The sequence below is a fragment of the Streptomyces sp. HD genome (assembly GCF_028369295.1).
GTDB lineage: Bacteria > Actinomycetota > Actinomycetes > Streptomycetales > Streptomycetaceae > Streptomyces.
This window is the reverse complement of record NZ_JAQMYP010000009.1, coordinates 70,641-91,419: the sequence shown is the minus strand read 5'-3', so window position 1 is coordinate 91,419 and position 20,779 is coordinate 70,641. Positions and strand designations below refer to the sequence as shown.

At 71.8% G+C, this 20,779-nt stretch carries 18 protein-coding genes; 11 read left to right on the top strand and 7 right to left on the bottom strand.

Annotation, left to right across the window (positions count from 1 at the left end; translation table 11 throughout):
* Window positions 1-97: 97 nt before the first annotated feature.
* Window positions 98-433 carry a hypothetical protein gene (locus POF73_RS11515; RefSeq protein ID WP_272114635.1) on the top strand — a complete coding sequence of 112 codons (336 nt, stop codon included), beginning with the start codon at window positions 98-100 and terminating at the stop codon, window positions 431-433.
* Between the two features lie 298 nt (window positions 434-731).
* Here POF73_RS11515 and POF73_RS11510 read toward each other — a convergent pair whose 3' ends face one another.
* Entirely contained in the window at window positions 732-1,145 is a 414-nt protein-coding gene (locus POF73_RS11510; protein ID WP_272114521.1) for a pyridoxamine 5'-phosphate oxidase family protein, read from the bottom strand.
* Between the two features lie 131 nt (window positions 1,146-1,276).
* Here POF73_RS11510 and clpB point away from each other — a divergent pair, with 131 nt between their 5' ends.
* Window positions 1,277-3,874, top strand: coding sequence for an ATP-dependent chaperone ClpB (clpB, locus tag POF73_RS11505; RefSeq protein WP_272114518.1), 2,598 nt, complete (start codon window positions 1,277-1,279; stop codon window positions 3,872-3,874).
* A gap of 161 nt (window positions 3,875-4,035) precedes the next feature.
* Window positions 4,036-4,563: a YbjN domain-containing protein gene (locus tag POF73_RS11500; RefSeq protein WP_272114517.1), complete on the top strand. Its 528-nt coding sequence runs from the start codon at window positions 4,036-4,038 to the stop codon at window positions 4,561-4,563.
* 124 nt (window positions 4,564-4,687) lie between these two features.
* On the opposite strand, the gene POF73_RS11495 is transcribed toward POF73_RS11500, so the two are convergent.
* Window positions 4,688-5,878, bottom strand: a complete 1,191-nt coding sequence (locus POF73_RS11495; protein WP_272114516.1) for a pyridoxal phosphate-dependent aminotransferase — start codon at window positions 5,876-5,878, stop codon at window positions 4,688-4,690.
* A gap of 747 nt (window positions 5,879-6,625) precedes the next feature.
* Here POF73_RS11495 and POF73_RS11490 point away from each other — a divergent pair.
* The 3 genes from POF73_RS11490 (at window position 6,626) to POF73_RS11480 (ending at window position 10,091) form a co-directional block, all read left to right on the top strand.
* Complete coding sequence (locus tag POF73_RS11490) at window positions 6,626-7,177, top strand: DUF2617 family protein (RefSeq protein WP_272114515.1); 552 nt, start codon at window positions 6,626-6,628, stop codon at window positions 7,175-7,177.
* 80 nt (window positions 7,178-7,257) lie between these two features.
* On the top strand, window positions 7,258-8,901 hold the full coding sequence (locus POF73_RS11485) for a polyamine aminopropyltransferase (protein ID WP_272114514.1): 1,644 nt from the start codon (window positions 7,258-7,260) through the stop codon (window positions 8,899-8,901).
* A gap of 188 nt (window positions 8,902-9,089) precedes the next feature.
* Entirely contained in the window at window positions 9,090-10,091 is a 1,002-nt protein-coding gene (locus POF73_RS11480) for an SRPBCC domain-containing protein (protein ID WP_272114512.1), read from the top strand.
* A gap of 330 nt (window positions 10,092-10,421) precedes the next feature.
* Here the strand turns inward: POF73_RS11480 and POF73_RS11475 are convergent, their stop codons facing one another.
* The 4 genes from POF73_RS11475 to POF73_RS11460 form a co-directional block, all read right to left on the bottom strand.
* Window positions 10,422-11,888, bottom strand: coding sequence for an MFS transporter (locus tag POF73_RS11475; RefSeq protein ID WP_272114511.1), 1,467 nt, complete (start codon window positions 11,886-11,888; stop codon window positions 10,422-10,424).
* A 101-nt stretch (window positions 11,889-11,989) separates the two neighbouring features.
* Window positions 11,990-13,021: a class II fructose-bisphosphate aldolase gene (gene fbaA / locus POF73_RS11470; RefSeq protein WP_272114510.1), complete on the bottom strand. Its 1,032-nt coding sequence runs from the start codon at window positions 13,019-13,021 to the stop codon at window positions 11,990-11,992.
* Between the two features lie 155 nt (window positions 13,022-13,176).
* Window positions 13,177-13,725: an orotate phosphoribosyltransferase gene (gene pyrE, locus POF73_RS11465; RefSeq protein WP_272114508.1), complete on the bottom strand. Its 549-nt coding sequence runs from the start codon at window positions 13,723-13,725 to the stop codon at window positions 13,177-13,179.
* Window positions 13,726-13,744: 19 nt separating this feature from the next.
* Entirely contained in the window at window positions 13,745-14,542 is a 798-nt protein-coding gene (locus POF73_RS11460) for an aldose epimerase family protein (protein ID WP_272114506.1), read from the bottom strand.
* Between the two features lie 120 nt (window positions 14,543-14,662).
* Here POF73_RS11460 and POF73_RS11455 point away from each other — a divergent pair, with 120 nt between their 5' ends.
* From POF73_RS11455 to kynU, 3 genes are all read left to right on the top strand, one after another.
* The gene (locus POF73_RS11455; RefSeq protein ID WP_272114505.1) at window positions 14,663-15,076 is read left to right on the top strand and encodes a DUF3151 domain-containing protein; all 414 of its coding nucleotides are present in this window, start codon (window positions 14,663-14,665) and stop codon (window positions 15,074-15,076) included.
* Between the two features lie 151 nt (window positions 15,077-15,227).
* Window positions 15,228-16,109 (top strand): tryptophan 2,3-dioxygenase family protein, encoded by an 882-nt coding sequence (locus POF73_RS11450; protein WP_272114504.1) that lies wholly within the window; start codon window positions 15,228-15,230, stop codon window positions 16,107-16,109.
* Window positions 16,102-17,298 (top strand): kynureninase, encoded by a 1,197-nt coding sequence (kynU, locus tag POF73_RS11445; RefSeq protein ID WP_272114503.1) that lies wholly within the window; start codon window positions 16,102-16,104, stop codon window positions 17,296-17,298. Before POF73_RS11450 ends, kynU begins: the two co-directional genes overlap by 8 nt.
* 84 nt (window positions 17,299-17,382) lie before the next feature.
* On the opposite strand, the gene POF73_RS11440 is transcribed toward kynU, so the two are convergent.
* A complete protein-coding gene (locus tag POF73_RS11440; protein ID WP_272114502.1) occupies window positions 17,383-18,018 on the bottom strand; it encodes a TetR/AcrR family transcriptional regulator in 636 nt (211 codons plus the stop codon).
* A 219-nt stretch (window positions 18,019-18,237) separates the two neighbouring features.
* Between POF73_RS11440 and POF73_RS11435 the strand changes: the two genes are divergently transcribed.
* Window positions 18,238-19,251, top strand: a complete 1,014-nt coding sequence (locus tag POF73_RS11435; RefSeq protein WP_272114501.1) for an alpha/beta hydrolase — start codon at window positions 18,238-18,240, stop codon at window positions 19,249-19,251.
* A gap of 326 nt (window positions 19,252-19,577) precedes the next feature.
* Entirely contained in the window at window positions 19,578-20,726 is a 1,149-nt protein-coding gene (locus POF73_RS11430) for an alpha/beta hydrolase (protein ID WP_272114500.1), read from the top strand.
* Window positions 20,727-20,779: the final 53 nt, after the last annotated feature.

Sequence of the window (20,779 nt, the reverse complement as noted above, 5' to 3'; positions counted from 1 at the left end):
ACGTGCACAAGGTGGGTGATGCTCAGTCTGTGGTTGTCGCGGCCGACGGCGACAACGGGCCGGTCGTCCCCATGGATACCAGGTGGGACTGATCGAGATGACCACTCCTCCCGACGACCGTTCCTTCCGCCGCGAAATGGCCACCGCATACCGCTCGGGCTGGCACTTCATCGACTTGGTCACCGCGCTCCCCCACCCCGGTGACTCGCTGATGGTGACCGTCTTCGGCGAGCCGGTCGTCGTCACGCGGGACGACGAGGAGGACGTGCGGGCGTACCGGTGTCTGCGGCGGCCTCGGGGGGCGCCGCAGCCTGTGCGATGTGCCATCCGGTACGGAATGATCTTCGTCAACCTCGATCAGCGCGACCACCGTCTGGTGGAGCCGGAGGCCCCGGCCCCAAGGACTATCTCAGCCACCCCCCGCAGTGCCTGACGCGATTCCCCCGTCGTAACAGATCGCTCAGGTGCTTCCCCCCGCAGCGGCGTCACCGTGACCTGAACACGGTGACGCCGCTGCAGTTTTCCCGGGACATGTCCTCATATCCGGCTGTTCCTTCGGTGGCCGAAACCGGGCGCCCGGTATCCGGCCACCCGGCCTCCGGGTATCCGGCCACCCGGTGATCCGCCAACCGGGTGACAGAGGTCTGCCCGCCCGGTTCGTCACCATTTGCCGCTCACCTTGCCGCGTACCCCGTCGCTCGCCTTGCCGCACACCCCGTCGCACCCCCCACTCACCCTCGCCCCATCGCCCGGGTCACCGCGATCTCGATCACCACCCGGTCGGGATTCGGCGTCGGCGTCCGCCCGTACCGTGTCGCGTACCGCCGCTCCGCGTCCCCGACCCGCTCGGGCTCGGTCCGGACCTGTGCCAGCCCCTCCAGGGTGGCCCACCTTCCGCCGTCCACCTGGCAGACCGCGACGTGTGCCCCGTCGGCGCCGGCCGCCAGTACGTGGCGTACCTTCGCGCTCGACTTCAGCGTGATCACCCGAGCCAGCCGCGCCTCGGCGTCGTATGTCACTCCGACGGGCACGACATGCGGGGTGCCGTCCGAGCGGAGGGTCGTGAGGGTGCACAGATGCCTCTCCTGCCAGAAGGTGAGGTACGACGCGTCCGGCGCGTCCGGGTCCTGGGGGTATGCAGCCATGGCCCGGAACCTAGCCCCACTCCGCCTCCCGGCACTACCTTGAATGGAACCTTGAGCGGAATAGACTCAACTTTGTGTACGCTGACCCAGTCAGTACTGGGAGAAGCTGACGCCAGGAGGAGAACGGACACGTGGACGCCGACCTGACCAACCGGAGCCGGGACGCCTTCAACGCGGCGAGCAGTCGGGCCGCGAAGGACGGGCATCCCGACCTCACCCCGGCCCATCTGCTGCTCGCGCTGCTTGAGGGGCAGGACAACGAGAACATCACCGACCTGCTCGCCGCCGTCGAGGCCGACCAGGCCGCCGTACGCGCCGGTGCGGAGAAGATCCTCGCCGGGCTGCCCAGCGTGACGGGGTCCACCGTCGCGCCGCCGCAGCCCAACCGCGAGCTGCTCGCCGTCTTCGCCGAGGCGCAGGCGCGGGCCGAGGAGCTCGGGGACGAGTACCTCTCCACGGAGCACTTCCTCGTCGGGATCGCCGCGAAGGGCGGCCAGGCCGGCGAGGTACTCTCCCGGCAGGGCGCGGACGCGAAGAAGCTGCTGGCCGCGTTCCAGAAGAGCAGGGGAGGGCGACGGGTGACCACCCCCGACCCCGAGGGTCAGTACAAGGCCCTGGAGAAGTTCGGCACCGACCTCACCGCCGCCGCCCGCGAGGGCAAGCTCGACCCCGTCATCGGGCGGGACCACGAGATCCGGCGCGTGGTGCAGGTGCTCTCCCGCCGTACCAAGAACAACCCCGTCCTCATCGGCGAGCCCGGCGTCGGCAAGACCGCCGTCGTCGAAGGGCTCGCCCAGCGGATCGTGAAGGGCGACGTCCCCGAGTCCCTCAAGGGCAAGCGGCTCGTCGCGCTGGACCTCGGTGCGATGGTCGCCGGGGCCAAGTACCGCGGTGAGTTCGAGGAGCGGCTGAAGACCGTGCTCGCGGAGATCAAGGACTCCGACGGGCGGATCATCACCTTCATCGACGAACTGCACACGGTCGTCGGGGCCGGTGCCGGCGGTGACTCCGCCATGGACGCGGGCAACATGCTCAAGCCCATGCTCGCCCGCGGTGAGCTGCGCATGGTCGGCGCCACGACCCTCGACGAGTACCGCGAGCGGATAGAGAAGGACCCGGCCTTGGAGCGGCGCTTCCAGCAGGTGCTGGTCGCCGAGCCGACCGTCGAGGACACCATCGCGATCCTGCGCGGACTCAAGGGGCGGTACGAGGCCCACCACAAGGTCCGGATCGAGGACAGCGCGCTGGTGGCCGCCGCCACCCTCTCCGACCGCTACATCACCTCCCGCTTCCTGCCCGACAAGGCGATCGACCTCGTCGACGAGGCCGCCTCACGGCGCCGTATGGAGATCGACTCGTCCCCGGTCGAGATCGACGAGCTCCAGCGTGTGGTCGACCGGCTGAAGATGGAGGAGCTGGCGCTCGGCAGGGAGAAGGACGCCGCGAGCAGGGAGCGGCTGGAGAAGCTGGCCCGGGACCGTGCCGACAAGGAGGAGGAGCTGCGCGGGCTCAAGGCCCGGTGGGAGAAGGAGCGGCAGTCCCTCAACCAGGTCGGTGAGCTGAAGAAGCAGATCGACGACCTGCGCAGCCGGGCCGAGCGCCTCCGGGACGAGGGCGACCTGACCACCGCCTCCCAGCTGTTCTACGAGGAAATCCCCATTCTCGAACGGGAGTTGGCGGAGGCGTCCGAGGCCGAGGAGGTGGCCGCCAAGGACCCGATGGTCAAGGAGGAGGTCGGCTCCGACGACATCGCCGACACCGTCGCCGCCTGGACCGGCATCCCGGCCGGCCGCCTCCTGGAGGGCGAGACGCAGAAGCTGCTGCGGATGGAGGACGAGCTCGGCAAGCGGCTCATCGGCCAGAGCGAGGCCGTACGCGCGGTGTCGGACGCCGTACGCCGCACCCGCGCCGGCATCGCCGACCCGGACCGCCCGACCGGCTCCTTCCTCTTCCTCGGCCCGACCGGCGTCGGCAAGACCGAACTGGCGAAAGCCCTCGCCGACTTCCTCTTCGACGACGAGCGGGCCATGGTCCGCATCGACATGTCGGAGTACGGCGAGAAGCACAGCGTGGCCCGGCTGGTCGGCGCGCCTCCCGGTTATGTCGGCTACGAGGAGGGCGGCCAGCTGACGGAGGCGGTGCGGCGCAGGCCGTACAGCGTGGTGCTGCTCGACGAGGTGGAGAAGGCGCACCCCGAGGTCTTCGACGTCCTCCTCCAGGTGCTGGACGACGGACGGTTGACGGACGGTCAGGGCCGTACGGTCGACTTCCGCAACGCGATCCTCGTGCTCACGTCCAACCTGGGCAGCCAGTTCCTGGTCGACCCGATCACCAGCGAGGCGGAGAAGAAGGAGCAGGTCCTTGAGGTGGTCCGGGTCTCCTTCAAGCCCGAGTTCCTCAACCGGCTGGACGACCTGGTCGTCTTCTCGGCGCTACACAAGGACGAGCTGAGGCGTATCGCCCGCCTCCAGGTCGACCGGCTCGCGCAGCGGCTGGCCGAGCGCCGCCTCACCCTGGAGGTCACCGACGAGGCCCTGGCGTGGCTCGCCGACGAGGGCAACGACCCGGCCTACGGCGCCCGCCCGCTGCGCCGTCTCGTGCAGACCGCGATCGGCGACCGGCTGGCCAAGGAGATCCTGTCCGGCGAGGTCAAGGACGGCGACACGGTCCGGGTGGATGCCTTCGGCGACGGCCTGATCGTGGGCCCGCGGACGGGCAAGACGCTGTGATTCCGGGTACCCGGAGGGACCGGGCACCCGCCCGGAGTCACCGGGTACCCGCCCGCAGTGACCGGTTCGAGTCAGCCCACGGCTGACAGACCCGTCAGGGCTTGCCACCCCCCTCCCCGCATGGGAGAGGATGGCGGAATCCGTACGAAGGGAAAAACACGGTGAGCATCGACCCGTCCTCGATCCCGAACTTCGGGGGCCAGCAGCCGGAGCCCGGGCCGCCGCCCGGACCCGTTGTCCCGGATCAGGACCTCGTGAAGCAGCTCCTCGACCAGATGGAGCTGAAGTACGTCGTCGACGACGAGGGTGACCTCGCGGCGCCGTGGGAGCAGTTCCGTACGTACTTCATGTTCCGCGGTGAGGGTGACCAGCAGGTCTTCTCGGTGCGGACGTTCTACGACCGGCCCCACAAGATCGACGAGAAGCCCCTGCTTCTGGAGTCGATCGACGACTGGAACCGCCGGACCCTGTGGCCCAAGGTCTACAGCCACACGCACGACGACGGCACCGTCCGTCTGATCGGCGAGGCGCAGATGCTGATCGGCACCGGCGTGAGCCTGGAGCACTTCGTCTCGTCGACGGTCAGCTGGGTGCGGGCCGCCATCGAGTTCGACAAGTGGCTCGTCGAGCAGCTCGGCCTTGAGCAGGAGGTCAACGACGCGGAGAAGCCGGAGGACGACGAGGAGTAGTCCTCGACCCGGATTCGACCCGGATTCGGACGAGCCCGGCCAGGGCACCGGCCATCGCGGCCGTGTGCCGGGCCGGGCTCGTGCCGTCTGCGCCCGTCCACAGGCTGAGGACGGGCGCGAGTGCTCAGCCGGCCAGGGACTTCAGCCGCTTCACCGCCTCCTCCAGCACACCCGTCTGCTTGCAGAACGCGAACCGCACGAACGGCGCCCCCGCCTCCCGGTGGTCGTAGAAGACCGCGTTGGGGATGGCGACCACCCCGGCCCGCTCCGGCAGGGCGCGGCAGAAGGCGAAGCCGTCCCTCTCGCCGAGGGGGCGGATGTCGGTGGTGATGAAGTACGTGCCGGCGGGCCGGAAGACCTCGAAGCCCGCCTCCGCCAGACCCGCCGCCAGCAGGTCCCGCTTGGCCAGCATGTCCGCGCGGAAGGCCGCGAAGTAGCTGTCGGGCAGCGCGAGGGCTTCCGCGACCGCGTACTGGAACGGGCCCGAGGACACGTACGTGAGGAACTGCTTCGCCGAGCGCACGGCCGTGACCAGGGCGGACGGCGCGGTCACCCAGCCGACCTTCCAGCCGGTGAAGGAGAACGTCTTGCCGGCCGACCCGATGGTCACCGTCCGCTCGCGCATCCCCGGGAACGTGGCGAGCGGCAGGTGCTCGGCGGAGTCGAAGACCAGGTGCTCGTACACCTCGTCGGTCACCACCAGCAGATCCCGCTCGACGGCCAGCTCGGCGATCGCGGTCAGCTCCTCGCGGGTGAGGACCGTCCCGGTCGGGTTGTGCGGGGTGTTGATCAGCAGCAGCCGGGTGCGGTCGGTGACGGCGGCGCGCAGCTCGTCCAGGTCCAGCCGGAAGCTTCCTTCGTGCGGCCGCAGGGTGACCGGCACCCGTGTCCCGCCCGCCATCGCGATGCAGGCCGCGTACGAGTCGTAGTACGGCTCGAAGGCGATCACCTCGTCGCCGGGCTCCAGCAGCGCCAGCAGCGTGGCCGCGATGGCCTCGGTGGCACCGGCCGTGACCAGGACCTCCGTGTCGGGGTCGTACGACAGCCCGTAGCGCCGCTCCTGGTGCGCGGCGACGGCGTGGCGCAGCTCGGGGACGCCGGGACCCGGCGGGTACTGGTTGCCGCGCCCGTCGCGCAGCGCCCGCACCGCGGCCTCACGGACCTCCTCGGGCCCGTCGGTGTCGGGGAAACCCTGGCCCAGGTTGATGGACCCGGTCTTCAGGGCCAGCGCTGACATCTCGGCGAAGATCGTCGTCCCGAACTCGGCGAGCCGGCGGTTGAGCAGGGGGCGGGAGGTGGAGGTCATGCGGGTCATCCTGCGCCCAAGCTCTGGAGTTCCTCAACTCTGCTTTGGGTCGTGAGACGGCCGGGCATCTGACTCCCACGCACCGAGCGGGAGGCGCCCACGGGGGGACGCCGGGATCCGCTTCGGGGGAACGGAAGGAGGCTGACGCCATGACCATAATCATCGTGGGGGCGCTGGTCGCAGTGGTGTTCGTAGTGATCGTCGTGTCCGCCGCCCGCGGCAGCGCCCGTCCGGCCCACCGCTCGCACGGCAGGCGTTCGGGCAGCGGAGCAAGCGGCAGCTGGTGGGCCGGCGGGGGTGGCTCGGGTTCGTCCTGTGGGGGTAGCTCCTCCTGCGGCGGCGGTTCGTCCTGCGGAGGCGGATCGTCCTGCGGTGGAGGGGGCGGCGGGGGCGGATGCGGTGGCGGAGGCAGCTGACACGGGGCAGCTGAGCTCCCCCGAGGGGGAATCGCATCCGGAATGAGCGGGGTCGGTGCCTGGGACCGGCCCCGCTTTTGTGCGCTCCGGCGTACGCCGGAGTTGAACAGTTGAGCTGATAAGCCCTCTGAGGGATGGAAACCCTACGAACTTGGGTAAAAACGCTGTGGTGGCGCCACCGTTCATGATTCAGTTAATTTCACCAACGCAGCCCCTCGGACGTCCCGCGGACCCCCCCTTCTGACCGGCCGACTGGGCTGACCGGGCCGACCTCCCGGCGTCGGCCGGGGTGCGCCGGAAACCCACACCTCCCTTTCTTGCGTGCTAGCGGAGCCGACCCATGCTCACGACCCTGAACACCGCCTATACCGACACGCGCGCGGCCGACCTCGCCTGGGCCCTGGGGCGGGAGCCGCTGCCCGCACTGGCCACGTTGGATCTCGAACTGACCGGCGCGAAGCTCCAGTTGAGACTGCTCGGCGCGTCCCACCAGGTGCTGCTGGAGGAGGAGCGGGGCGACTGCTCGGAGACGGTGGCCTGCATGCCCGGCAGCAGCACGCCCCTGCCGCTCGGGGTGGCCAAGCGGGCGGGCGACTGGGAGTACGAGTTCGCGGCCCGGGTGGAGATTCTGTCGCCGGGTCAGTTCGCGGGACGGGCACAGGAGTTGCTGGCCCTGGTCGCCGACCACCCGCATGGCCTCGCGGGCGTGTTCCCCGGCAGCCCGCACGCGTTCACCGCGATGCTCGCCCAGTACCACGAGGGGCAGGTGCACTGGCGGACGTGGCACGCGTATCCGCAGGACGGGCAGTTGGTGGCGACAAGGACGAAGGTGGGCGTGCGGGTGGGCCGCAGCGAGGGCTGGGGGCGGCAGCCGCCGGTGGCGGTCGGATAAACACCGGGCGCTCAACTGTCCGCCAGTTCCACACGTGTGGGTGACGTAGCGTGCCGCAGGCGTAACGTACCGTCGGCAGCGTGATCGACCCGCACGCGCCCGCACCACCCGGCGCCCCGCCGCCCTGGACCGGCCCGGCGCGGCTGCCGGTGCGGCCCGGCACGGGTCGGTTCCTGGTCCTCGCGGGCGTCTTCGTCTGCGCCGCCTGCGGACTCGTGTACGAACTCGAACTGGTCGCCCTCGCCTCGTACTTGATCGGCGACTCGGTCACCCAGGCCTCCGTCGTGCTGTCCGTCATGGTGTTCGCGATGGGCATCGGCTCCCTCGCCGCGAAGCGCCTGCGCCCGCTCGCCGCGGCCGGGTTCGGCGCCATCGAGGCCGTCCTCGCCCTCGTCGGCGGCTGCAGCGCGCTCGCCCTGTACGCCGTCTTCGCCTGGACCGGTGACTGGGGCGGGCTGTGGGCCAACGGCCCCCGCTGTCTCCTCGTCGCCTTCTCCCTCACCATCGGCCTGCTCATCGGCGCCGAAGTGCCGCTGCTGATGGAGCTGATCCAGCGCATCCGGCGCCAGGACGCGGGCGGCGCGGTGGCCGACCTGTTCGCCGCGGACTACGTCGGCGCCCTGGTCGGCGGCCTCGCGTTCCCCTTCCTGCTCCTGCCCCTGCTGGGCCAGTTGACCTCGACCCTGATCACCGGCGCCGTCAACGCGGTCGCGGGCGGTGTGCTGGTCCTCGGCCTGTTCAGGGGGGACCTCACCCGCCGCGCCCGCTGGCTGCTGGTGATCACCAACGTCACCGTGCTCGGTGTCCTCGCCTCCGCCGCCGTACTCGTCGACGACTTCGAGCGGGCGGCACGGCACGCGGTGTACGGGCTGGACGTACGGGTGGCGCTGCAGACGGACGTCCAGGACGTCGTCATCACCGGCGGTACACATGGCCGGCCCCTCGACCTCTTCCTCGACGGCCGGCTCCGGGTCAGCGGCCGCGACGCACGCCGCTACCACGAGGCGCTGGTCCACCCCGCGATGAGCGGCGAGCACACGCGCGTACTGATCCTCGGCGGCGGGGACGGGCTGGCGGCGCGCGAGGTGCTGCGCCATCCCGGCGTGCACCGGGTCGACGTCGTCGAACTCGACGCCGGGGTGGTGCGGTTGGCACGCCGCGACCCTCCGCTGTCCCGCCTCAACGGGCATGTGTACGACGACAGCCGCGTCCACGTCATGACGGGCGACGCCTTCCGCCGGCTGCGGGCGGCGCCGCCGGCGACGTACGACGTCGTGATCTCGGACCTGCCCGACCCCGGTATCACGGCCAGCACAAAGCTGTACTCGCAGGAGTTCTACGGCCTCGCCCGCCGCGCCCTGACCCCGCACGGCCGCCTCGCGGTGCACGCCGGGCCGGTCTCCTCCCGCCCCCGCGGCTTCTGGACCGTCGACACGACACTCCACGCGGCGGGCCTGCACACCGCCCCGTACCGCGTCACGGGCCCCACCTCCGGCTTCACCCCGGGCCCCGACCGCTCGACCGGCCCCAGCCGGGCACCCCACGACTGGGGCTTCATCCTGGCCGGCCGCGAACAACGGCCCGCGCTGCGGCTGGCGGAGGGGCGCGGGACACCGCGGCCGCAGATCCTGACACAGGAGAGGCTGACGGCCGACGCGCGGGCGGCGGAGCGGACGCGGATCGGGGGGCTGGGGGTGTCGACGTTGGTGCATCCGCGGTACTGAGGCACCGAGGTGGGCGGGGCGGAGAGGTATGCCCGGAGGGCGGGTGTCGTGGCGCTGGCGGGGGTCTCCACCGGTTCTGAGAGACCGGGGTGGGCGGGGGGCGAGGGTACGGCCGGGATGGCGGTGTGTGGGGAGAATCCCCAGATCTGTGGGTGCGGTTCACGCCATGCTGGGTAGGCTCGCTCACCATGGAGCATGAGGTGTTCGTTCCGGTTCCGGCCGAGCGACTCGGGGAGGTGCTGGCCGACCCTGTGCGGGTGGCCCGGGCGGTCCCCGGGCTCCAGCAGGACGCCGGCGCCGAGCCCGTCGCGGGACGGCTGAAGGTACGCGTCGGCGGTCACACGATCACGTATCGGGGGCTGGTACGGCTCTCCGGGCAGGACGACGGTTCGTACGCCGTCGAGGGCGACGCCACCGAGGCGCGCGGCACCGGCTCGGTCAAGCTCTCGCTCAGGCTGCGGCTGCTGGACGCGGACGGCGGCACCACGGTGCGGTTCGAGGGGGCGGCCGCGGCGGACGGGCGCGTGGCGGATCTGCCGCAGGACGCGGTGGGGACGGCGGTGACGCGTCTGCTGAACCGGTTCGCGGAGAACCTGGGGGCGGCTGCGGGGGAGCAGGGGCCGGAGGGAGGGGCCTCGGACGAGGGCTTGGAGGAGGGCCTGGACGAGGGCTTGGAGGAGTCCCTCGCGCCCGGCGAGTTCGAAACCCGCGTGACCAGTGACTTCGAGACGACGCCGGACGCGGATGACGCACCGGCGCCGGGACCGAACCTGTCGTCGGAGTCGGAGTCGGAGTCGGAGTCGGAGTCGGGGTCGGAGTCGGGGTCGGAGCCCGCAGACAAGGCGTCCGCCGCTGACAGTCCGGAGCCCGCGTCCGTCTTCGACACGGACGTACCGCCGCCGTCGCTGGATCCCGCGGCCACGGAGGACGGGGCCGAGGAGGAGCGGGCCGGGCAGAACGGGGCCGGGGACGAACCCCCTGTCGCCGAGGCGGCACACGCCCGGCGGACGATGATCGGCCGCAGCGCGGAGGAAGTGGACCACGCCCCGCCGCGCGGGCGTTACGCCCCCGTCCCCGCCCCGCAGACGGTCACCTCCGGTTCCACCCTGCGCTGGGCCGCCCCCGCGGCGGCGCTGGTCCTGGCATCGGCCATCGTGGTGGGCCGCCGCATGCTGCGCCGGCGGCACTGAGCTTCCTTCGCCCCCGCCGCCCCTACCCGTCCCGTCCCTGGGGGCTGCCGCCCCCAGACCCCCGCTTCGGCCCCGAAAGGGCCTCGTCCTCAAACGCCGGACGGGCTGAAAAACCGGGCTCCGCGGAAATCCAGCCGCTCCGGCGTCTGAGGAGCGGGGAGCGAAACCAGCCGCTCCGGCGTATGAGGAGCGGGGGAGCGAAATCAGCCCCTCCGGCGTATGAGGAGCGGGGGTCCAGGGGGCGGAGCCCCCTGGGAGGCGGGGGCGAAGGGGCGGCAGCCCCTGGAGGACGGGACGGGTAGGGGCGGCGGGGGCGAGGAATCCCGGTGGTTACGCCAGTCGGCGTCGGGCGGGGCGGCCCTCCAGCGGGGGTGCCGTGATGCCGCCATGGGTGTGGCACTCCGGCCGGGTGCAGTCCGGGGGGAGGCGGCGGACCGTCGCGAAGGCGAGTGCCGCGCCAACCGCCAGGAGGGCCGCACACAGGACCATCGCCCGGTCGAAGGACTCGTCGAAGGCCCCCGGCGAGCGGTACGCCTCCTCCCCCATGCCGGTGAGCAGAGGCAGCGCCGCCACCGAGACCAGCCCCGCCGCGCGGGCTGCCGCGTTGTTGATGCCGCTGGCCAGCCCCGCCCGGGCGACGTCCACCGAGGCGAGCACGGTGGCGGTCAGCGGAGCGACCAGCGTGACCAGGCCGAAGCCGAGGACGAGAACGGCGGGCAGTACGTCGGCGACGTACGCGGCGTCCGGGCCGACACGCAGCATCAGCAGCATGCCGGCCGCACACAGCAGGGGCCCGACGGTGAGCGGGATACGCGGCCCGATCCGGTCGGCGAGCGCACCGGAGCGGGCGGAGAGCAGCAGCATCAGAACGGTCGTCGGCAGCAGCGCCGTACCGGCACCGAGGGCCGAGTAGCCGGAGACCACCTGGAGCTGGAGCGCGGCGAGGAAGAAGAAGCCGCCGAGGGCCGCGTACACACACAGGGTGACGAGATTGACCGCGGTGAACTGGCGGGACGCGAAGATGTCGAGCGGCATCATCGGATCCGGGCGCCGCTTCTCCACGACCACGAAGGCGATTCCCGCGGCCACCCCCGCGACCGCGGTGAGCACGACGCCGAAGGAGCCCGTGGGGGCCTCGATCAGCGCGTACGTCACCAGGGCGAGGGACAGCGCGCCGAGGGTCGCGCCCAGCACATCGAAGCGGCCGTGCTTGCGGCCGTCCCCCGACTCGGGGACATGCCGCAGGGCGACGGGGACGCACAGCACCGCCAGCGGGACGTTCAGCAGGAACACCCACCGCCAGCCCGGCCCGTCCACCAGCCAGCCGCCCAGGAACGGGCCGACCGCCGCGCCGACGCCCCCGAACCCCGACCACAGGCCGACCGCCCGCCCCCGGTCGTCGGGATGGAAGGACGCCTGGATCAGCGCGAGCGACCCCGGCGTGAGCAGCGCCCCGCCGATGCCCTGCAGGGCCCGGGCGGCGATGAGCACGCCGGCGTTCGGGGCCAGCCCGCACAGCAGTGAGGCGGCGGCGAACCAGATGACGCCGATGACGAAGATCCGGCGCCGCCCGTACCGGTCCCCGAGCGAGCCGCCCAGCAGGATCAGCCCCGCCAGCGTCAGCATGTAGGCGTTGACCGTCCACTGGAGCGCGGCGAGGTCGGTGTCGAGGTCGCGGCCGATGCGCGGCAGGGCGACGTTGACGACGGTCGAGTCCAGCATCGCCATGCTGGAGCCGAGGACGGTGGTGAGCAGGATCCACTTGCCCTGCGGTGAGGCCAGCCGGACGTCGGGCATGCCCCCAGGTATACAGCGAGCCCGGCGCCGTAGACAGGCGCCGGGCTCGGAGTTGCCGGAGAGGACCCGGGGAAACCGGGGAACCCCTGGAAACCGCAGAACTACTTGATCTTCGTGCCCGTCGAGCGCAGGTTGGCGCAGGCCTCCGTCACGCGCGCGGCCATGCTGGCCTCGGCGAGCTTGCCCCAGGTGCGCGGGTCGTAGGTCTTCTTGTTGCCGACCTCGCCGTCGACCTTCAGGACGCCGTCGTAGTTCTGGAACATGTGGGCCGCCACCGGACGCGTGAAGGCGTACTGGGTGTCGGTGTCGATGTTCATCTTGACGACGCCGTTCTCCAGCGCGGTCCGGATCTCCTCCTCCGTGGAGCCGGAGCCGCCGTGGAAGACGAAGTTGAACGGCTTGCTGCCGGCCGGCTGGCCGTACTTGGCGGCGACGCCCTCGTTCAGCTCCTTGAGCAGCTCGGGACGGAGCACGACGTTGCCCGGCTTGTACACACCGTGCACGTTGCCGAAGGACGCGGCCAGCAGGTAGCGGCCCTTCTCACCGAGGCCGAGGGCCTCGACGGTGCGGACGGCGTCGTCGACCGTCGTGTACAGGGAGTCGTTGATCTCGTGCGAGACGCCGTCCTCCTCGCCGCCGGTCGGGGTGATCTCGACCTCAAGGATGATCTTCGCGGCGCGGGCGCGCTCCAGCAGCTCCTGGCCGATGGCCAGGTTGTCGGCCAGGGTCTCGGCCGAGCCGTCCCACATGTGCGACTGGAACAGCGGGTTCTCACCGCGCGCGACGCGCTCCTCGGAGACCGCGAGCAGCGGACGTACGTACCCGTCGAGCTTGTCCTTCGGGCAGTGGTCCGTGTGCAGGGCGACGGTGATGTCGTACTTCTTGGCGACGATGTGCGCGAACTCGGCCAGGGCGACGGCGCCGGTGACCATGTCCTTGTTGTGCTGACCGCCCAGGAACTCGGCGCCACCCGTGGAGATCTGGATGATGCCGTCGCTCTCCGCCTCAGCGAAACCGCGCAGGGCCGCGTGCAGGGTCTGGGTCGAGGTCACGTTGATGGCCGGGTAGGCGAACTTGCCTGCCTTCGCCCGGTCGAGCATCTCGTTGTAGACCTCGGGGGTTGCGATGGGCATCTGTCCGCTCCTTGAGTGTGCGGGTTGACGTACTGCGTACGGCGTTCTTCTTACGGCCCTGACCTAGACCTTGGGGGGTGTGTGACGTCGTCGTCGGCCCCATCTTTCCAGACTTGGCCGGATGGTCCCGTCCCCGTGTCCAACCTGTGGATAACTCAGTCGAGGCCCAGGTCATCCTTGGCGTAGGCGAACAGGTACGGCACGCCCGCACCCTCCTGGATCTTCTCGGCGGCGCCGGTGGCCCGGTCGACGATGGTCGCGACGGCGACGACCTCGGCACCCGCCTCCCGCACGGCCTCCACGGCGGTCAGCGGGGAGCCGCCGGTGGTGGAGGTGTCCTCGACGACGAGCACCCGCCGGCCCGCGATGTCCGGCCCCTCGACCCGCCGCTGCAGCCCGTGCGCCTTGGCCGCCTTGCGGACGACGAAGGCGTCCAGCCGCCTGCCCCGGGCGGCGGCCGCGTGCAGCATCGACGCGGCGACGGGGTCGGCGCCCATGGTGAGCCCGCCCACCGCGTCGAACTCCAGCTCCGCGGTCAGGTCGAGCAGCACCTGCCCGACCAGCGGGGCCGCCTCACCGTCGAGGGTGATCCGCCGAAGATCGACGTAGTAGTCGGCTTCCAGACCCGACGACAGGGTCACCTTGCCGTGCACCACGGCCTTGTCCTTGATCTGCTGCAGCAGCTCGCCGCGTACGTCAGTCATGCCTGTCAGCTTAGACAGCTCACAGCCGCCGCCAGCTCCAGGTGGTCGAGGCCTCCAGCGGCTCCAGCAGTGTGACCAGCCGGGGCAGCGTGTTCAGCCCGTTGGGCGGTCCGGTCTGCGGCTCCACACAGACGGCGGCGTCCTGCTCGTCGTAGACCACGACCCACTCCTCGCGGCTGGCGACCTTCAGCTCCAGCTGCCCCGGCCAGGTGAGGGTGACGTCGACGCCGCCGGGCATGCCGAAGCAGTCGTCCCATGGGCCCGGCCCGGGGTCGATGCGGTTCCCGGTGGGGAGGTGGTCGTCGCCGCGCTCCTCCTGCCAGGCCGGGCTGAAGTCGAGCCGGACGTCCTCGGCGCCGTCGCCGCCGAGGTTGCGGTTGAACCAGGGGTGCCAGCCGATCTGGGCCGGGAAGGACGTCTCGTACGTCTCGACGGACATGGTGAGGGTCAGGCTGTCCTCGGTGAGGTGCACGATCTGGGTGACGCGGCCGGGGTAGGGCCACGGCTCGGCCAGGTCGTACGTGATCACGGCCTCCCCGTCGGCCACCCGGGCGACCTTCCAGACGCCGTCCCGGGCGGTGCCGTGGATGGCGTGCGGCGGGGCGTTGAGCGGCAGCTGCCGCACCACGGCGCCGTCCAGGAACCGGCCGTCCCGGGTCCGCCCGCACCAGGGGACCATCGGGAAGCACCCGAACCGTTCCCCCTGCCGCAGCAACTCGGTGCCCCCGACACGCAGCCCCCCGACCCGCCCGCCGTTGCCCGGCAGCACGTCCACCTCCGCGTCACCCGCGGTCAGCGTGATGTGTTCGTTACTCACAGGACGACCCTACTGGGGCGATCAAGAGCGCCTGAAGAGCCGCACTGGCACCGCCCGCCCGGCACCGAGCGGCGCAGCACATCGGTGTGCCCCCCGGAGGGATCCCTCACACTGGACCCCATGGCCATTCACGAAAACCTTCTCGGGGGCCCGCCCCCGACTCACCTCCCCGACGACCCCGGGCCGCGCGAGCTGCTCGCCGGTGGCACCGCCCCCGCGGACGTCGCCGCGAAGTACCCGACCTCCTCGCTGGCCTGGGCCCAGCTGGCCGACGAGGCGTTCGAGCGGGGCAGCGTCGTGGAGTCGTACGCCTATGCCCGTACGGGCTACCACCGGGGTCTGGACGCCCTGCGCCGCAGCGGCTGGAAGGGCCACGGCCCCGTCCCCTGGGAGCACGAGCCGAACCGCGGCTTCCTGCGCGCCCTGCACGCCCTCGCCCGCGCCGCCGGATCGATCGGCGAGCAGGAGGAGTACGAGCGCTGCACGCAGTTCCTGAAGGACTCCTCGCCGACGGCCGCCCAGACGCTGGGCTGACCGGAGCCTCGTCGTGGCCCGCCCGGTCGGTGTGACCAGGCGGGCCTTGCGAGGTCAGGGGGAGATCCCGGAGTATGCCGGGTGGGGACCGGGGCCCCTTTGCCGATAACGGCAGGGCGGACCGCTACCCGGAGTTACACAGGAGACAGCGATGTCCCAGCCGGCTCACCCACCCGTGGCGGCGTCCGCTCAGACGTCCACGGAGACCCACGAGCCCGAGACCCCCAATCTCGACTTCGCAGGCACGACGCCGTACGAGGACTACGTCAAGGCGGACGTGCTCACCCACCTCCAGCACACCCTCTCCGACGACCCCGGAGAGATGGTCTTCCTGGTCACGACCCAGGTGATGGAGCTGTGGTTCACGGTCATCGTCCATGAATGGGAGACCGCGGCGCGGGCCCTGCGCGAGGACCGGCCGGGCGTGGCGATCGACGCCCTGAAGCGTTCCGTACGGGAACTGGACGCCCTGAACGCCTCCTGGAAGCCGCTCGGCCAGCTCACCCCGGCCCAGTTCAACGCGTACCGCAGCGCCCTCGGCGAGGGCTCCGGCTTCCAGTCGGCGATGTACCGCCGGATGGAGTTCCTGCTCGCCGAGAAGTCCGCGTCCATGCTGGTCCCGCACCGCGGCGCCTCGCGCGTCCACGCGGAACTGGAGAAGGCGCTGCACGAGCCGAGCCTGTACGACGAGGTGCTCCGCTTCCTCGCCCGGCGCGGCTGCGAGATCCCCGAGTCCGTCCTCAAGCGCGACGTCTCCCAGCGGTATGTGCCGTCGGACGAGGTCGAGGCCGCCTGGACCGCGATCTACGCGGGCGACCGGACCACCGAGAACGCAGAACTCACCCGCCTGGGCGAGGCGTTGACCGATGTCGCCGAGCTCGTGTGGCGCTGGCGCAACGACCACCTGGTCGCCACCCGGCGCGCGATGGGCGCCAAGGCCGGCACGGGCGGTTCGGCCGGGGTGGCCTGGCTGGAGAAGCGGGCGCAGAAGAACGTCTTCCCCGAGCTGTGGACGGCGAGGTCCCATGTCTGAGTTCACGACGAGGGCGGGGGTGCTGGACGCCGCCGACGAACTGGCCGGCGTCCGCAAGCAGTTCGTACTGGAGGATGACGTCGTCTACCTCGACGGGAACTCCCTCGGCGCGCTGCCCGCGAGCGTCCCGGGACGTGTCGAGGACGTCGTGCGGCGGCAGTGGGGCGAGCTGCGGATCCGGTCCTGGGACGAGAGCGGCTGGTGGACGGCGCCCGAGCGGATCGGCGACCGGATCGCCCCGCTGGTCGGCGCCGCGGCGGGGCAGATCGTGGTCGGCGACTCGACAAGTGTCAATGTTTTCAAGGCGCTTGTGGCAGCCGTGCGGCTGGTGGACTCCACCGGCTCCGGCCGCGACGAGATCCTCGTGGACGCGACCACCTTCCCCACCGACGGCTACATCGCCGAGTCGGCGGCCCGGCTGACCGGCCGGACGCTGCGGCCGGTGACGCCGGCCGAGGTGCCGGAAGCGCTGGGCGACCGTACGGCCGCCGTCCTGCTGAACCACGTCGACTACCGCACCGGACGGCTGCACGACCTGCCGTCCCTCACCGCCGCCGTGCACGCGGCGGGCGCGGTGGCCGTCTGGGACCTGTGCCACAGCGCGGGCGCGCTGCCGGTCGGGCTGGACGAGCACGGGGTGGATCTGGCCGTCGGCTGCACCTACAAGTACCTGAACGGCGGGCCGGGTTCACCGGCGTACCTCTATGTACGGCGTGACCTCCAGGACCGCTTCGACTCCCCCCTGCCCGGCTGGAACTCCCACGCCGACCCCTTCGGCATGCGGAACGACTTCGAACCGGCGGCCGGCGCCCTGCGCGGTCGCGTCGGCACACCGGACATCCTCTCCATGCTCGCCCTGGAGGCGGCGCTGGAGGTCTGGGACGGGGTGTCGATCGAGGCCGTCCGGGCCAAGTCGCTCGCGCTGACGGACTTCTTCCTGGAGTGTGTCGCGGCGTACGCCGGTGAGGGGCGCGTGGAGTCGGTGACCCCGGTGCCCCACGCGGAACGCGGCAGCCAGGTGGCGCTGCGCTGCGAGAACGCCGGTGAGGTCATGAAGCGGCTCATCGAGCGGGGGGTCGTCGGCGACTTCCGGTATCCCGATGTGCTGCGCTTCGGCTTTACGCCGCTGTACGTGGGGTTCGCGGATGTGGAGCGGGCGGGGCGGGTGCTGGGGGAGGTGCTGGGCTGACCCTGGTCGGGTGCTGGGCGGGGCCGACCGCGGTCGGGTACTGGGATGACCGCGGTCGGCCCCGGCCGGCTCCTGTGCGGTGGCTCATTGAGGGGCCAGGCGCACCTGGTCGGAGCGCTGGCCGACGTACGCCCCCGCCACGGCAGCGGCATGCGCGGCGCGCGCGGCGCGCTCCGCGTCGGGGGCGCCGGGAGGCACGCCGGTCGTCAGCAACTGGTAGTAGAGGGGTGCCGACACCGCCCGTACGACGGCGTCGGCATCCGTCCCGGCCGGCAACTCCCCTCTCGTCACGCCCTGTTCCACGCATGGCGCCCACTCCGCCACCCGCACCTCGTAGAACCGGCGGAGCGCCTGCGCCGTACGTTCGTCGCAGGCCGCGGCGGCGATGACGGCACGGAACAGCGCACCCTGCCGGGGGTCGGCCAGCGTCCGCTGCACCAGCGCGGCGTTGGCCCGCAGATCGCCCAGCACGGTCCCGGTCTCCTCGCGGGGCAGCGACTGCTCGGCCATGTCGGCGAGCAGGTCGGCCACGAGTCCGGTCACCGAGCCCCACCGCCGGTACACGGTCGTCTTGCCGACCTCCGCGCGGCGGGCGAGGTCCGCGAGGTCCAGGCCGTCGAAACCCTGCTCCGCCAGCACGTCGCCGGCTGCCCGCAGCACGGCCGCACGAACACGCGCGGTGCGTCCTCCGGGACGTACGGTGCCGGGTTCGGCGGACATATCGGCCTCCTTGGTACACGTAACCGCAGGTGCGGGGTGTGGTGTGATCCACGGGACCAGCGTAACGAAACAGTAGAACCGTTTAACCCTCACCGAGCGTGACATCCCCGTGTCCGCGCACGTCACCTCCCTGGTACCGTCCCCGCCAACGGCCGATTCCCACCTGGTCCGCCACCCCCGCTTCCGTCCAAATCCGTTATGTCGCTGAGAGGTTGGAGCATGCCGCACGACGTCGCAGCAGCCCGGGCCGCCGCAGAGGAGGAGTCGGCCTTCTCGCACCCGCCCGTCGACCCCGACGCCATCGCCTCCTACGGCGACCATCCCGACCAGGTGATCGACTTCTACGCCCCACGCGGCGAGTCCGGCCCGGGGGGCCAGGCCCCGCTGGTCGTCCTGCTGCACGGCGGTGCGTGGCGGGCGCGTTATGACCGGCGGCATGTGACGCCGTTCGCCGACTTTCTGGCGCGGCGGGGGTTTGCCGTGGCCAATGTGGAGTATCGGCGGGGGGCTGATGCGAGTGGGGCGGGGGCCTCGGGGGCGGGGGGTCCGGGCTCGGAGGGTTCGGGGGCAGGTGCGGCTGCCGGTTCGGGGTCGGCTGGGACTGCGGGTTCGGGCTCGGATTCGGGTACGGCTGCCGGTGCCGGTGCCGGTGCCGGTGCCGGTGGTCCGGTTGCCGGGCGCTGGCCCGAGACCTTCGATGACGTCGCCGCGGCGTTGGATGCGCTGCCCGCGCTCGTGCGGGAGGCGCTTCCGCAGGCCGACCCTCGTCGGATCGTGCTGACCGGGCACTCGGCCGGTGGCCACCTGGCCCTCTGGGGTGCGGCCCGGCATTGCCTTCCCGCGGACGCGCCCTGGCGTACCGACCGGCCCGCGCTCCTGCGGGGCGTGGTCGCTCTGGCGCCGATCGCCGATCTCACGGTCGCCGACAAGCTGGACGTCTGTGGAGGTGCGACGCGTCAACTCCTCGGCGGAGAAGTGGAGTTCGCCGAGCGGCAGCCGTACGCCGACCCCGCGCTCCTGCTCCCGACCGGCATCGCGACGACCCTCGTCCAGGGCCGCGCGGACGTTGTCGTCCCGCACGCGGTCGCCGACTCGTACGCGGACGCGGCGGCGAAGGCGGGGGAGGTCGTCGGACTGACGCTGCTGGAGGATGTCGGGCACTTTCCGCTGATCGATCCGGCGGCGGACGCGTGTGCGGTGGTGGTGGAGGAGATCGCGCAGTTGGCGTGGTGAACCGGGCGGTGCGGGGGAGCCGCCTCGTGCAGGGGTGAGCTGCCTCGTGTGGTGGGGTGAGCCGTCTCGTGCGGCCGGGGGAGCTGCCTCGCTTGCCCGGGCGAGCCCCCTTGTGTGGCCGAGGGAGCTGCCTGTCGTGCCGGGGCGCGCTGCCTCGTGCAGGGGCCCCACTACAGCCCCACTACAGAGTGGCCCCTTCATACCCGTAATACCTGAGAGCTACGTCGCAGGTGAGCTCCCTGGGCGGACGCGGATGACGAGTCCGGATCCGTAACTTCCCATCCAGACAAGCCCGGTGGCCGGGCAGGCTGGAAGGGAAGACGACCATGGGGCGTACGACGGGTGCAGCCGGAGCGAGCGCGTCGGAGACGTCCGCATCGGAGCAGAGCGGGCCGGGCGAGGTGCACGAGGCGCCCACGGCACACGGGGCGGGCGAGCCCGGGAAGCCCCGCCGTACCCGCAGAGCCCACCGCACCCACCGATGGCGCCGAGCCTTCCTCGCCGCCCTGATCACGGGCGCCGTCGTCGTCCCGCTGTCCGGTGCCACACGCCCCGAGATCCCCGCCCCGGCCCCGGCCCCGGTCGCCCGGGTGACCGCGGCGACGCTGGACGAGGCATACGCGGCCAACCGCGCCAACGCCACCCAGGCGTCGCGTATGGCCGAGACCCACGGCTACCGGGAGCGGGCCACCGCGGACCGTGCGATGGCCGACCCGTCCCGCCACTACCTCGCCTTCGACGCTCGCGGCCACGGCCTCGCGACGGAGGTCTTCGGCGACCTGGCCCACGCCGACCGCATCGCGGTCCTGGTGCCCGGCTCCGACACGTCCATCGACACCTACGACCGTTTCCGCGACGCCGCCCGCGCCCTGCACGAGCGGCTCACCCGGGAGGCTCCGCAGGGCACCCGCACCGCGGTCGTGGCCTGGCTCGGCTATGAAACCCCGGGCACGGTCAGCACCACGGTCGCGACGCCGGACCGTGCGGAGCAAGCCGCCCCGAAGCTCCGGGAGTTCATACGGCAGCTGCGTGCCCTCACGGCCGAGGGGACGGGTGGGCCGAGCGGTTCGGTCGGTCCGGTCGGGTCGGCCAGCAGCGCGCCGCGCATCTCCCTCCTCTGCCACTCCTACGGCTCGGTGGTGTGCGGCCATGCCGCCTCCCAGCTGGATGTGGACGACATCGTGCTGGTCGGCAGCCCCGGTACCGGCGCGGACACCGCCGCGGCCCTGCACACCCCGGCCCGCGTCTGGGCGGCCCGAGGCAGTGACGACTGGGTGGGCGAGGTCCCGCACATCAAGGTCGACCTGCTCGGCACGACCGTCGGCTTCGGTACCGATCCGGTGTCCCCGACCTTCGGCGCCCGGGTCTTCGCGGCGGGCGACGGCGGCCACAGCGACTACTTCAGGCCGGGCTCGACGTCCCTGGCCAACATGACCCGCATCGTCCTGGGCGAGACCCCGGGGGTGACCCGATGACTGAGCCGACGCCTCGGTCCGTGCCCACTTCATCGTCCTCTTCTTCGACAGGT